The sequence below is a fragment of the Streptomyces tibetensis genome (genome assembly GCF_040647715.1).
Taxonomy (GTDB): domain Bacteria; phylum Actinomycetota; class Actinomycetes; order Streptomycetales; family Streptomycetaceae; genus Streptomyces; species Streptomyces tibetensis_A.
In genome coordinates, this window is sequence record NZ_JBEZCR010000014.1 from 170,959 (window position 1) to 183,996 (window position 13,038).

A 13,038-nucleotide genomic window follows, 5' to 3' on the forward strand; every position below is an offset into this window, starting at 1 on the left:
GGTCCGAGTGTCCCGACGCCTGCCCAGAACCCGCGCACCCCTCGCTCTCGCTCTGGGCGCCGCCCTGGCCGTGCCCCTCGCCCTCACCCCGCCGGCGACCGCCGCCGACGCCTACACCGTCACGCCGCTGAAGTTCACGGTGCGGGCGGGCGGCCGTGCCTGCACGGTCGACGCCGACCTGTACCGTCCCGCGGGCGTGGACCGCGACCACCCGGCGCCCGCCGTGCTCGGCACGAACGGCTTCGGCGGCAGCAAGACGGACGGCTCGACGGACACCATCGGCAAGGCCTTCGCCCAGCGCGGCTACGTCTCGCTCGTCTACTCCGGACTCGGATTCGGCCGCAGCGGGTGCCTCATCTCCCTCGACGACCCGGACATCGACGGGGCCGCCGCCTCGCGGCTGGTCGACTTCCTCGGCGGCACCCGCGCGGCCGACGGCGGCACCACCGCCGACTTCGTCACCCGCGACGCCCCCGGCGACCCGCGCGTCGGCATGATCGGCGGCTCCTACGGCGGCGCCGTCCAGCTCGCGACCGCCGCCGTCGACCACCGCCTCGACGCCCTCGTGCCGATGATCACCTGGAACGACCTGGCCTACGCGCTCGCCCCCAACAACGCCGTCGGCCGCGGGGACGTCCCCGGGGCCTTCAAATGGCAGTGGACGAACGGCTTCTACCTCATCGGCGAGGGCCAGCCGCTGCTCCAGCCCGCTCTCGACCCCTCCCGCATCAACTCCCTGGCCTGCCTGCACTTCGTCACGGAGGCCTGCCGCACCGTCCACACCCTCAACTCCGGGAGCTACCCGGCCGACCGCACCGCCGAGCTGCTCGCCTACGCGCGCCGCGTCTCCCCGGTGTCCTACCTGGACCGCGTCGACACGCCGACCCTGCTGGTCCAGGGGCAGGCCGACACCCTGTTCAACCTCAACGAGGCGACGGCGACGTACCGGACCCTGAAGGCCCGGGGCACACCGGTCAAGATGATCTGGCAGTCCTGGGGCCACAGCGCCGGGATCACCGGCCCGGCCTCCGGAGAACTCGACCTGACCAAGGGCAACCTGGAGACCAGCTACGTCGGCCGGCGCGTCCTCGCCTGGTTCGACCGGCACCTGCGGGGGCGGCCCCACGTCGACACCGGACCGGCGTTCGCCTACCACCGCGACTGGGTCACCGACCCGGACCGCACCTACGCCACCGCCGAGCACCTCCCGCCCCTCAGCCGCACGCTGTACCTCTCCGGCGACGGCAAGCTCGTCGAGGACCGCCGCAAGGTGGCCCGCGGCAGCCGCGGCTACACCAACCGGCTGATCCCCACGAGCCATTCGGAGAGCTCGCTCGCCGGGCTCATCGGGCTGCCGGACCCACCGCCGAGCGACACCGAAGGCACCTACCTCGACTGGACGAGCGCGCCGCTGAAACGCCCCCTCGACGTCGTCGGCGCCCCCCGGGCCACGCTCAAGGTCGTCTCCCCGAAGGCCGAGCGCACACAGAACAGCTCCGACGCGGCCGACAAGCTCGTGCTGTTCGCCAAGCTCTACGACGTCGCCCCCGACGGCACCCGCACCCTGGTGCGCCGCCTGGTCGCACCGGTACGCGTCCCGGACGTCACCCGGAGCTTCACCGTCACCCTGCCCGGCATCGTGCACCGGTACGACCGAGGGCACCGGCTGCGGTTCGTGATCGCCGCGAGCGACGACGCGTACTTCGGCAACCGTGGCGTCAAGCCGGTGACCGTGGTCAGCACTGAGGATGAATTGCATGCGCTGCACCTTCCGACCGTCGACTGATGCGGTGATGCGCGCCGGTCAGTGGCCTGGTGTCAGCCGAGGTAGAAGTCCCTGCGGACGGCGACGAACTCCTCGACGGTCAGGGGGCGCCTCCCGGTGATGCGCTCGACGTCGAGGGTCGCCCTGTCGTAGCGGTTGGCGCGGTGCAGCTGCGCCATGGTCGCGATGTGCTGCTCGGTGTGCCGCGGCAGGCCCGCGTTCGCGAGTACCTCGGTGCGCCACCATTGCAGGGGGACGTCCAGGTAGGTCACCGTGCGGCCGAGCGCCTTGGAGAACGCCTGGGCCACGTCGGTCATGTCGAGCGTGAGCGGTCCGGTCAGCTCGTACACCTTCCCGGCGTGCTCCCCGGGATCGTGCAGGATGGCCGCGACCACCCGGGCGACGTCGTCGGCAGCGACTGGCGAGGTGCGTCCGGTCCCGAACGGGAGCGCCAGCGTGCCGTTCTCGCGGATCGACCGCGCCGCGAGGGCGGTGAACAAGGGATTGTCGAGGAACGTCGTCGGGCGCACGTGCACCACGGGAAGGCCCGACCAGTCCAGCACCTGCTCCGCCAGCCAGTGCAGCCGCTGCTGGTGGGATTCCGCCGTGCTGGTGGCGGTCATCTGCGACACCGTCATCTGTGACATGTCCACCAGCAGGTCGAGTTCGCCGTGCGCCTTCGCGACCGTGGCCATGACGGTCGCCGCCAGCAGGTGGTCCGGGGACACACTGAGACCGAAGTACGTCCGGCGGACGCCGTCGAGCGCGGCCGCCACCGTTTCGGGCCGGGTCAGGTCCCCGGTGACGACCTCGGCGCCCCATGCCCGCACCTCGGCCGCGCGGGCGTCCTCGCGGCGGACCAGGACGCGGACCGGCACGTCCTGCGCGCGCAGCCGCTCGGTGACGAGGCGGCCCACGCCGCCTGCGCCGGTGACGAGAACGAGGTCGTGATCAGCCATCGGTGGCTTCCTTCCGGAGGTGTTCGCCTCGGCCAGGCCCTGGCCGCTGCACGGGGGTGGTGCGTTCTGTGAAGGCGTCGATCTCGGATTCGTGCACCAGGGCGTCATCGGGGGCGATGCAGGTCTGCCCGCCGCTCAGGAGCTTGCCGGCCCGCCGGGCGATCAGCGCCGCCTTGAACCAGGTCGGATCGCTGCGCCGCGCCGTCAGGGACGGCGCTCTGTCGCGGAGGCAGGCGGCGCGCTCAGCTCGGAGGAGGTGATGGAAGCGCTCCGCGTCGGTGGGCTGTCCGGTGTCGTCTGTGCTGGTCATGATGATGTTTCTTGACTGTTGACGCGGCGACGGGAGCTACGGGCGCCGGCGGCGGGCCATCCAGCCCATGAGCCGGACCATCGAGCGGCGCGACAGGAGCTTGCCGATGAGGGCGAGCGACCGGCCGTTGGTGATCACCGACGGGGGCGCGGATCGGCGGTCGAGCGTGTCGAGGGCGATCTTCACGACCTGCTCGGGGGTGGCCCGCTTCGTGCCGTAGTCGGCGGACTGGCTGCCGGCGACGTCGTAGAACTCGGTCCGGGTGGCGCCGGGGCACACGGCCAGGACGCGCAGGCCGGTGCCGCGGGTCTCCTCCCACAGCGATTCGGTGAAGCTGAGGACGAATGCCTTGGTGGCGCCGTAGACGCTCAGGTACGGAGTCGGCTGGAAGCCCAGCAGGCTCGCCACGTTGATCAGGACGCCCGTGTCGGCGGAGGTCAGCGGGTCGATGTAGGCGCGGCTGAGGTCGACCAGCGCGCTGACGTTCAGCGCGATCATGCTTTGCAGGCGGTCGGGATCCTCGTCGGTGAACGCGTCGTGGCTGCCGAAGCCGGCGTTGTTGACCAGGCCGGTGGCGTAGATGCCGCGGGACTCGAGTTCGGCGCGCAGCGTGCGGCCGGCGTCGGGCAGGCCGAGGTCGCGGGCGATGGTGGTCACCGTGACGCCGTGGGCGCGGATGAGGTCGGCGGCCAGGCTCTCCAGCCGGTCCGCCCGTCGGGCCACCAGCACGAGGTTCGCGCCGCGGCGGGCCAACTGGCGGGCGAATTCGGCGCCGAGGCCGGAGCTTGCGCCGGTGACGATGACGGTCTGGCGGGGGTAGTCGATTTCGCTCATGGAATTCACTCTAGGCACGGTTTTGCACTGAGTGCAAGTACCTGCATCGCGTGATGCGACGTACCATCGGTGCATGGCCCAGAAACCGACACCACTTCGGGAACAGACCCGCTCCGTGGTCCGATCACTGCTGGCCCGGACCGCTATCGAGCTGTTCGCCGCCAAGGGTTACGACAACACGACCCTCGACGAGGTCGCCGCCGCCGCGGGCGTCTCCCGGCGCACCCTGTTCAACTACTTCCGCGCCAAAGAAGACCTCGCGCTCAGCGGCTTGGACGAACAGGGCGAACTGATCGCCGCGCGGCTCGCCGAGCGCCCGGCCGACGAGGATGCCTGGACGGCGCTGCGTGCGGCGTTCCAGGTGCTCGAGGAGATCGACATGAGCGCCGAAGGGCGCCTGGAGTTCATCACGCTGCTGTTCGGCAACGATTCCCTGCGCGCCGGACATGCCGAGAAGCAAGCCCGCTGGCAAGACCTGTTCGCACCGCTGATCGAGCCGCGACTGCCCGACTCCGACCGCCGCACCCTGCAAGCCCGCGCGATCGCAGCCGCAGCGATCATCTGCCTGCAGTCAGCCAACGAGGAATGGGTACGCCTGGGCGGACAGGCCGACATGTTCGACCTCTACGACACCGCCGTACAGGCCATCCGCCGCCCCACCTGAAACCGGTACGCCCGATCGTGAAACTGCCACCGCACCAGGGAGGGGAACAGCGCAGGTCCGCATACCAGGCCGGCTCGCCGCCGGTTGGGCCGCGCGACACCGGAGTGCTGCGGCTGCCGTCACCGGCCCCTGACGCCCCCGACTGGGGAGGCACAGGCAGCGCGGGTACTGTGGCGGGGTGCCGCACCACGCATCCCGCCACCTCGCCGAAGGCCCCCGGGTGGGCATACGCCCCTTCACCTACGAGGACGGCGCCGAGTTCACCGCCCGCGCCCGGGAGAGCAAGGAGCTGCACCACCCGTGGCTCTTCCCGCCCACCACGGCACAGGCGTACACCGCCTACGCGGGCCGGCTGATCGAGGACCCGTCCAAGGCCGGCTTCCTGGTCTGCGAGAAGACCGACGGGGCCATCGGCGGCTTCATCAACATCAACAACATCGTCGAGGGCGGCTTCCAGTCCGGGGCGCTCGGCTACGGCGTCTTCGCGCACGCCGCCGGGCAGGGGCTGATGCGCGAAGGGCTGGACCTCGTCGTGAGGCACGCGTTCGGCCCGATGCGGCTGCACCGGCTGGAGATCAACGTCCAGCCGGGCAACGCCGCGTCGATCGCCCTGGCCCGTGGCTGCGGGTTCCGTCTGGAGGGCTTCTCACCGAAGATGCTCTTCGTCGACGGGGCCTGGCGCGACCACGAACGCTGGGCGATCACCACCGAGATGATCACCGGCCCGAGGCGGCACTGAGGCACCCGCGGCGCTCAAGGCGGCGCCGGCCAGGCTCCTACACCGCGTGACGGTCCACGTACTCGTAGATCGACCCGTCGGGATGCAGGGCGATCAGGTTGCGGCCCGCCGGTGAGGCGATCGGGCCCGCGACGATGTGAGCGCCCAGTTCGGTCAGCACCTTGTGGGTCTCGTCCACGTCCGTCACGGCGATCGTCGCGGCGACCTTGCGCAGCACCTCCAGCTCGGCCGGGGGGCCGCTCATCAGCAGGAAGCAGCCGATCGCCGCCACCTGGACACCTCCCCGCTCGAAGCGCTGGGCTCCGCCGCCCGCCAGTCGCTCGTAGAAGGGGATAGCGGTCTCGAGGTCGTCGACGCAGACGCGCAGTGTGGCACCCAGAATCTCCATACGGCTGAGCCTAGTTACGCGCGGGGGGCCGAGGGTACCCGGGCGGGCATGAAGCCGTTGGATCACCTGGAGCATCTGGACAAGCACCTCGTCGACGAGCTGGCACAGGTGGCGCGCGAGACGGTACGGGAGGAGCTGCGCGAGCAGACGCGCAAGCAGCGTCGCAAGGCCGCCCTGTACGCAGCGTCCGGCGCGCTCGCCCTGTACGGGGGCGCGGCCCTCGCGCTCGCCGTGGGGCTGGCCCTCGCCCTCGGACTGCCCGACTGGGCCGCCGCGCTGATCACCGCCGTGATCCTGGGCGCCCTCGCGTACCTGCTGCGGGGCATGGCCCGGCCGTCCCGACCGGGCGCGGGACACGCGGCCGGGGCGGCGCCGGGCGGGGACCGTGCACGCCGGACCGGGGCGGTCGGCGGCATGCCGTATCCGCCGGTGCCGCCGGCCCCGCCCGGTGGGACGGCCGCCCCGGGCCCCGTGCCCCCGCGGCCGGCGGGCGACCCGGACGTACCCCACCGCGGGGTGTGATGCCGGATGCGCACACCGGGAACATCGCACCGGCGCGGCCGTGTGGTGGTCGTGACGGGAGCCAGCGGCGGTGTCGGCCGGGCCACGGTCCGCGCCTTCGCCGACCGCGGCGACAGGGTCGCCCTGCTCGCCCGCGGACGTGAGGGACTCGCCGCCGCGGCGGACGAGGTGGAACGCGCGGGAGGCGAGGCGCTCGTCGTTCCCGTGGACGTCTCCGACGCCAAGGCCGTCGACGACGCCGCCCAGCAGGTCGTCGACGCCTACGGCCACATCGACGTCTGGGTCAACAACGCCTTCACCGGGGTGTTCGCACCCTTCACCGAGGTCGGCCCGGACGAGTTCCGGCGGGTGACCGAAGTGACCTACCTGGGCTACGTGTTCGGCACCCGGGCCGCACTGCGCCACATGCTGCCGCGGGACCGCGGCACGATCGTGCAGGTCGGCTCCGCACTCGCCTACCGGGGCATCCCGCTGCAGTCGGCGTACTGCGGGGCCAAGCACGCGATCCAGGGGTTCAACGAGTCGCTGCGCTGCGAGCTGCTGCACGCACGCAGCGGGGTGCGGACCACGATGGTGCAGCTGCCGGGTCTCAACACCCCGCAGTTCGACTGGGTGCTGAACCGGATGCCCGGGCGGGCCCGGCCGGTCGCGCCCGTGTACCAGCCGGAGGTGGCGGCACGGGCCATCGTGCACGCGTCGTCGCACGCGCGGCGCCGGGAGTACTGGGTGGGCGGCTCCACCGCCGCCACGCTCCTCGCCAACGCGGTGGTCCCAGGGCTGCTCGACCGCTACCTGGCCCGCACCAACGTCGACGCGCAGCAGGAGGACGGCCCGCCCGAGGGGCCCGCGAACCTGTGGTCCCCGGCGGACGGACCGCACGGGCGGGACTTCGGCGCCCACGGGCGCTTCGACGAAGAGTCCACGGACGACAGCCCGCAGCAGTGGCTGTCGCGGAACCGGGGCTGGATGGGCGCGGCCCTCACCACGGCGGCCGCCGCCCTGACCGTACGCAAGCTGGCCGACCGGGTTCGGCGCTAGCCCTGACGGCGCCTTCAGGCGGCCTTGCGTCCGGTGGGGAGGGCTCAGGAACCCTTGCGTGAAAAAAACGGGAACCGCGGCGTTCCGGAGAAGGACACCGTCCCTTTAGCATGCTTTTGCGACCTCTGCCGGGCCTGCGGCAGCGTCATGCCGCAGCCACCTGCCGGCTCCGCCGGCACATGCGGAGGTGCACCATGCCCGACGACCGCGAGATCCGTCACCGTACCGTCGGCGCCGAGATCGCCGAGAGTCTGGCCACCGCTCGCGGATGGCTACGGGATGCCGCCTGCCTGGGCGAGGATCCGGAGCTCTTCTTCCCGCTGGTGGAGCGGGAGACCGATGTCCAGGTCGCCCGGGCCCGCGCGGTGTGCCGTCGGTGCCGTGTCCTGCTCGCCTGCCGGTCCTGGGCCATCGAGCAGGGTGAGGACGCCGGTATCTGGGGCGCGACCACGGCACGGCAGCGTCGCGCCATCAGCCGCGAGAAGCCCGGCGGCATCGGCAGACGATCGGCGTCGTGAACCGATTCCGCGCGTGACGTCGTGACGTAAGGCGACGGATCGGTCACCGGCGTGGCAAGCGGCGCGGTGGCCGCGACGGACAGCCCGTCGGGCACGGTGGCATCCGTACGGCCGTTTTTCGGACGGGCGCCTGAGCACCGCCGACGCCAGGACGGAACACGCGGCAGCCGACCGGGCCGCCGAACAGGCCCGCCGACAACCCTGAGCGGCCGGCACACGGCGGACGGGCCGCCCGCCCGCATCCGTCGACAGGGAGGGCCCCGTCGGCCGGGCGTCGTCCCCACTCCTCCACATCGGCTCCGGTCCGCCCGCTGACCGGAAAGCGCGGGTCCACGTGGTGCGCCTCCTTACGATGCCCTGTGTGGTGAGGGGCTGACGGACCGTCATGCGCCGGCGGTGGGCTGGAGGACATGTGGACGCTCAAGACGCGCGAGCGGGGACCGCGGCGTCGGAGAGGACGCACCACGCCCCGTCGAACCCGGCGCACCGGCTCAGGGCCACCGCGATCGGTGCCGGGGCCGTACTGCTGTGGGCGTCGCTGGCCTTGTTCACCACGCTCACCGGTCGGATTCCGCCGTTCCAGCTCACCGCGATGGCGTTCGCGGTGGGCGGCGTCCTCGGACTGCCCCGGGCGCTGCGCGGCGGCGGGGAACTCGTCCGCGCCGCGCCCCGTGGAGCCTGGGCGCTCGGCGTCGGCGGCCTGTTCGGCTACCACTTCTTCTACTTCGTGGCCCTGCGCAACGCCCCCGCGGTCGACGCCGGGCTCATCGCCTATCTGTGGCCGCTGCTGATCGTCGTGTTCTCCGCCCTGCTGCCGGGCGAGCGGCTGCGCTGGTGGCACGCGGCGGGCGCGGTGCTCGGGCTCGGCGGCACCTTCCTGCTGGTCACGGGTGGTCAGGGCGTCCAGTTCCGTGGGGAGTACCTGGCCGGGTACGCGGCAGCCGCCGTCTGCGCGGTGGTGTGGTCGGCGTACTCGGTGGCCAACCGGCGGTATCCGAAGGTCCCGACGGACATGGTGGCGTTCTTCTGCCTGGCCACGGCGGTGCTCGCGGCCGTCTGCCATCTGCTGTTCGAGGACACGGTCCGCCCCGGCGGCGGGCAGTGGCTCGCGGTGCTCGCGCTGGGCCTCGGGCCGGTGGGCGGCGCGTTCTACATCTGGGACCACGGCACCAAGCACGGCGACATCCGGCTCCTGGGCACCCTGTCGTACTTCGCCCCGCTGCTGTCCACCGCCCTGCTGATCGCGACGGGACGGGCCGACGCGAGCTGGCCCGTCGCCGCCGCCTGCGTGCTGATCACCGGTGGTGCCATGCTCGCCTCGGCGGACGCACTGCGTGCGGCGCGCCGCCGGGGCTGAGCCCGGTCGCGACCGCATCGCGAAGTCGTCAGGCGTCCACGGGCCAGGTCCCTCGGCGGACCATTTCGGTCACCTTGTCGGCACCGTTGGCGCGCACCAGCAACTCCAGTCGCATGCGTTCGATGTCCTCCGCGCTCCACTTCTCCGTCGCCATGGTCGCCTTCTCGTGCGACCATCCGTTGTCGTAGTGCCGTACGACGTAGTCCTTCTGGAAGTCCCACATCTTGGTGCCCGGCAGCGGGGTGACGATGAACGGGTTGGCGTACGCCATCCCGTGGCCCATGAGCGTGACCGCGTAGTCGATGGTCTTCTCGATCTGTTCCAGCGACTCGACGTACGGTTCGGCCCCGGGCCGCTCGGGCGGGTTGACGAAGCCGAGCATGAATCCGCCGGTGACCTGGATGCCGTACTCGGTGAACATCTCCACGATCTCGCCGGTGGCCTTCTGGAAGGCGTTGAGACGGGGCTTGCCGGACTGCTCGAGGCTGTCCTCGTTGGCGCTCTCCACGGCGAGGTAAACGCTGTAGCAGCCGCCTTCGGCCATCGCCCTGATGAGGTCGCGGCAGGTCAGTCCGGAACGCATCGCGGAGAGGATGTTGCGGAAGTTGGGGTTGCGCCGCTCGGCATCGGCCATGCCGTCCGCGAACCTCTCGCCCAGGTGCAGCAGGACGAGGTTGAACAGGCTCAGGCCGCCCTCCTCGACCCACGGCAGGCCGTGCTTGCGCAGCAGTTCGAAGACGCGCATCGCATACAGCGGGTCGTGCAGGAGATGGTCGTCCTCGATGAGCACCTCGGTCACACCCTGCTTGGTGATCTCGGCGAGGTGCAGGTCGAACCAGTCGACGCCGAGCGCCCGCCAAGGGCCGTTCACCATCGGGATGTAGCAGAAGTCGCACCCCACGTTGCAGCCGATGGTGGAGAAGATCTGAGCCCAGGAACCGTGCTCGCGCACCCGCTTGCCCGACGAGTGGTACGCCTGCTCGTACTGGCGCATGTCGAGCATCCCGAAGTCGGGCAGTGGCATCATGCCGAGGCGCTGGTCAAGCCCTTGCCGCTTCGGCAGGATGCGCATGTACGGCGACTTGGCGGTGGTCCGTACCACGGCGAGATCGGCCCGCCGGTAGGCGACGCCGGGCACGGTGTCGATGTCGCCGCCCTCCTCGGTCAGGGCCTGCAGCAAGGTGGTGAAGGTCTGGTCGGCCTCGTTGATGACGATGTGGTCGAACGGGGAGTCCGGTACGGCGTACTGCCAGTCCCCGCTGGGATGGGCGCCGCCCGTGACCGTCACGATCGCCGGGTCGATGTCCTTGACCAGGTCGGCCAGGGCGCGTGCGTTGCCCCACTGGACCGTGTAGATGCACTGGACGCCTACGACGTCCGGCTCGAACTCCTCGATGATCGTGCGCAGTTGTGAGTCGTCGAGGCCGTAGCGGACCAGGCTGCTGCCGGCGCCGAGGTCGACGAGCCGGCGTTCCTGCTCCCACCCGGCGAAGGGCGAGTCGACGATGCGGACGTCGAAGCCGGCGAGGCGGGCGTTGGCCGCTATGCGCAGAAGCCCGATCGGGGTGCCGGCCCGCTTCATGACCTCGAAGGTGTCGAGCCCGAGTGCCCGGAAGCTGCTGCGGTCGGGGGAGGGCTCCACGACCCGCGTGTACGAGGGCACGACGAGCAGAACACGGGGCGCCTCACCGCGGGCGCGCCGCCGGGCGCCGGAGATCGAGGTGCGCAGGGAGGGCTTGCCCAGATGCCGCAGGGGCGGGCGCTGCGGGGCGCTGGAGAACTTGACGACCGGATTCTCGACCACCACGGGTAAGTGCGGTACGGCATGAGTCACGAGCACTCCTTCTGACCGGTTGACCAATGGACCGATACGAACGGGAGTTCGCTCGTCATCGTGGCGTGCCTCACACTGTCGTGAGCGGCATTCCCTCAGAAATGGCGTGAAGCGGATCCTCGGGTCGAACGAGGTGTCCTGCCGGCGGGTATCCACGGCGGCTGCATGCGGTCACCGATTCGCAACAGACGGCGCCGAGCCCCATGCAATCAGGCAACAGTGGCTGAATATGGTCTCTCAAGCGGACGCAGCTACGCGGTAACCGCTGCCACCACAACGGGGGACACATCGTGATGATCACACGTCGCTACAGACCGATCGCGGCCCGGACGCTCACCCTGGGCGCCTGCCTGGCTGGGCTCGTGGCGCTCACCGGCTGCTCCCCGGACCACCGAAGCCCGGGCGGCACGGCAGCGCCGGCCGTCACTTCCTCGCCGGTCAAGGGCGAGCAGGGCACCGACGCAAGCGCGTCCCACCAGGCGCCGCCCGCCCACACGGTCTCGCCTTCGGCAGGGAGCACGGTGTCCCCAGCCCCGGTACCAGCAGGGACACCCGCTGCGTCGGCCTCCGGCTCGACTGCATCCGCGGGCGCCGGTGGCGGGGACGACGGCTGCGATCACAAGATGCCGATCTCGCCGGACGAGATCGCCGTGTACCGCTACACACCCGAGGGCGGGTCCCTGAGTCTGATCTTCCGACACGGCAACTGGGGCTGCGGCAGCCCGGATTCCGACGGAGCACCGTTCGAGACGGTCGGCAAGGAGACCTACCTGCCCATGGACCAGGCCGCGTACGTCACGGTCACCGACCCCGTCGTGGCGAGCACCGAGAACCAGCCCATCGGCGTGCAGGAGTTTCTCGACTGGCTGGAAGCGCACCCCGACAGCGGCCTGGTCTTCCGCTACCACCTGGGCGCGGACGGAGCCATCGACCGTCTCGAGCAGGTCTTCACCCCCTGAGCGGCCCGGTACAGGGTCCTCCCCGGAATCCCGGGGCCTGTGAGGGCCTGGGTCAGAGGGCCTGCTGGAGCTGCGGCAGCACCTTCGTGCGGTAGAAGTCGAAGAAGCCGCGCAGATCCGGGCCGATCTGGTTGACGTAGACCCGGTCGAAGCCCGCGTCGGCGAACTGCTTCAGCTCCGCCACGTGCTCGTCCACGTCGTCACCGCACACCCGGTTCGCCCGCACCATGTCCTCGGTGACCAGCTGCTGCGCCTGCTCGAAGTGCTTGGGGGAGGGCAGCACCTGGCCCAGTTCGCCCGGCAGCTGCTCGTTCGCCCAGAGCCGGTGGACGGTCCGGACGGCCTCCTCCTTGTCCGTGCCGTAGCAGACCTTGGTGCCGCCGCTGACGAGTTTTCCGCCGCCTCCGCCCTTGCGGTACTGCTCCACCATCGCCTCGTCCGGCATGACGGAGATGTAGCCGTCGCCCACGCGGGAGGCGAGCTGGGTCGCGGCGGGCCCAAAACCAGAGATGTCGATCGGGATGGGCTCGTCGGGGACGGTGTACAGGCGGGCGTTCTCGACCGTGTAGTGCGGCCCGTGGTGGTTGACCTCCTCGCCGCTGAACAGCCGGCGCATCACCTGGATGGCCTCCTCCAGCATGTCCAGCCGGACGTGCGCCGGGGGCCAGTGGTCGCCCAGGATGTGCTCGTTGAGCGCCTCACCGGAGCCGACGCCGAGCCGGAAGCGGTTGTTCGTCATCACCGCGCTGGTCGCCGCGGCGTGCGCCACCACCGCCGGGTGCATGCGCACGGTCGGGCAGGTCACCGCCGTCTCGATCGGCAGGGACACCGCCTCGGACAGCGCGCCGATCACCGACCACACGAACGGGCTCTGGCCCTGCTCGTCGTTCCAGGGGTGGTAGTGGTCGGAGATCCACAGCGCCTGGAAGCCGGCCTGCTCGGCCATCCGCGCCTGCTCGACCAGCTCGGCGGGTCCGTACTGTTCGCAGGAGAGGAAGTATCCGTACTCGGGCATGGGGGAGTGCCTCCGCGACGTCGGCGGTCCGTATCCCGCACCGGGTACCCGGGCCGGGGGCCGGAAACCGGCGGCGTGCGGGTGAGCGGGCTCCTCGCCGACGTTTGGGTGCCCCGGCCAGGGGGACGCGGAAGGC

General features: G+C 71.1%; 14 protein-coding genes. 8 read left to right on the forward strand and 6 right to left on the reverse strand.

Translation table 11 applies throughout. The features are described 5' to 3' along the window. Window positions 1-7 precede the first annotated feature (7 nt). Entirely contained in the window at window positions 8-1,786 is a 1,779-nt protein-coding gene (locus AB0B29_RS31915; RefSeq protein WP_362245217.1) for a CocE/NonD family hydrolase, read from the forward strand. A 32-nt stretch (window positions 1,787-1,818) separates the two neighbouring features. On the opposite strand, the gene AB0B29_RS31920 is transcribed toward AB0B29_RS31915, so the two are convergent. Genes AB0B29_RS31920 through AB0B29_RS31930 form a run of 3 tightly spaced genes read right to left on the reverse strand, consistent with a single transcriptional unit; the run spans window position 1,819 to window position 3,868 of the window. Next, the gene (locus AB0B29_RS31920; RefSeq protein ID WP_362245219.1) at window positions 1,819-2,724 is read right to left on the reverse strand and encodes an NmrA family NAD(P)-binding protein; all 906 of its coding nucleotides are present in this window, start codon (window positions 2,722-2,724) and stop codon (window positions 1,819-1,821) included. After that, a complete protein-coding gene (locus AB0B29_RS31925) occupies window positions 2,717-3,034 on the reverse strand; it encodes a hypothetical protein (RefSeq protein WP_362245221.1) in 318 nt (105 codons plus the stop codon). The genes AB0B29_RS31920 and AB0B29_RS31925 overlap by 8 nt, the downstream gene beginning before the upstream one ends. Window positions 3,035-3,070: 36 nt before the next feature. Then, window positions 3,071-3,868, reverse strand: coding sequence for an SDR family NAD(P)-dependent oxidoreductase (locus tag AB0B29_RS31930; RefSeq protein WP_362245223.1), 798 nt, complete (start codon window positions 3,866-3,868; stop codon window positions 3,071-3,073). 73 nt (window positions 3,869-3,941) lie between these two features. On the opposite strand from AB0B29_RS31930, the gene AB0B29_RS31935 reads away from it, so the two are divergent. Continuing rightward, window positions 3,942-4,532 (forward strand): TetR/AcrR family transcriptional regulator, encoded by a 591-nt coding sequence (locus tag AB0B29_RS31935; protein WP_362245224.1) that lies wholly within the window; start codon window positions 3,942-3,944, stop codon window positions 4,530-4,532. A gap of 178 nt (window positions 4,533-4,710) precedes the next feature. After that, window positions 4,711-5,271, forward strand: coding sequence for a GNAT family N-acetyltransferase (locus AB0B29_RS31940; RefSeq protein ID WP_362245226.1), 561 nt, complete (start codon window positions 4,711-4,713; stop codon window positions 5,269-5,271). A 37-nt stretch (window positions 5,272-5,308) separates the two neighbouring features. Here the strand turns inward: AB0B29_RS31940 and AB0B29_RS31945 are convergent, their stop codons facing one another. Next, window positions 5,309-5,659, reverse strand: a complete 351-nt coding sequence (locus AB0B29_RS31945; RefSeq protein WP_362245228.1) for a VOC family protein — start codon at window positions 5,657-5,659, stop codon at window positions 5,309-5,311. A 48-nt stretch (window positions 5,660-5,707) separates the two neighbouring features. On the opposite strand from AB0B29_RS31945, the gene AB0B29_RS31950 reads away from it, so the two are divergent. The 4 genes from AB0B29_RS31950 to yddG all read left to right on the forward strand — a co-directional run bounded on the left by AB0B29_RS31950 (window position 5,708) and on the right by yddG (window position 9,094). After that, window positions 5,708-6,181: a phage holin family protein gene (locus AB0B29_RS31950; protein WP_362245230.1), complete on the forward strand. Its 474-nt coding sequence runs from the start codon at window positions 5,708-5,710 to the stop codon at window positions 6,179-6,181. Between the two features lie 6 nt (window positions 6,182-6,187). Next, window positions 6,188-7,219, forward strand: coding sequence for an SDR family oxidoreductase (locus tag AB0B29_RS31955; RefSeq protein WP_362245232.1), 1,032 nt, complete (start codon window positions 6,188-6,190; stop codon window positions 7,217-7,219). Window positions 7,220-7,413: 194 nt separating this feature from the next. Then, window positions 7,414-7,737: a WhiB family transcriptional regulator gene (locus AB0B29_RS31960; protein WP_362245234.1), complete on the forward strand. Its 324-nt coding sequence runs from the start codon at window positions 7,414-7,416 to the stop codon at window positions 7,735-7,737. A 412-nt stretch (window positions 7,738-8,149) separates the two neighbouring features. After that, window positions 8,150-9,094 carry an aromatic amino acid exporter YddG gene (gene yddG / locus AB0B29_RS31965; RefSeq protein ID WP_362245236.1) on the forward strand — a complete coding sequence of 315 codons (945 nt, stop codon included), beginning with the start codon at window positions 8,150-8,152 and terminating at the stop codon, window positions 9,092-9,094. Between the two features lie 28 nt (window positions 9,095-9,122). Here yddG and AB0B29_RS31970 read toward each other — a convergent pair whose 3' ends face one another. After that, window positions 9,123-10,928 carry a B12-binding domain-containing radical SAM protein gene (locus AB0B29_RS31970; RefSeq protein WP_362245238.1) on the reverse strand — a complete coding sequence of 602 codons (1,806 nt, stop codon included), beginning with the start codon at window positions 10,926-10,928 and terminating at the stop codon, window positions 9,123-9,125. Window positions 10,929-11,551: 623 nt separating this feature from the next. On the opposite strand from AB0B29_RS31970, the gene AB0B29_RS31975 reads away from it, so the two are divergent. Then, the gene (locus tag AB0B29_RS31975; protein ID WP_362245240.1) at window positions 11,552-11,887 is read left to right on the forward strand and encodes a hypothetical protein; all 336 of its coding nucleotides are present in this window, start codon (window positions 11,552-11,554) and stop codon (window positions 11,885-11,887) included. A gap of 52 nt (window positions 11,888-11,939) precedes the next feature. Here the strand turns inward: AB0B29_RS31975 and AB0B29_RS31980 are convergent, their stop codons facing one another. Then, window positions 11,940-12,902: a TIGR03557 family F420-dependent LLM class oxidoreductase gene (locus AB0B29_RS31980; protein ID WP_362245242.1), complete on the reverse strand. Its 963-nt coding sequence runs from the start codon at window positions 12,900-12,902 to the stop codon at window positions 11,940-11,942. Between the last annotated feature and the right edge of the window lie 136 nt (window positions 12,903-13,038).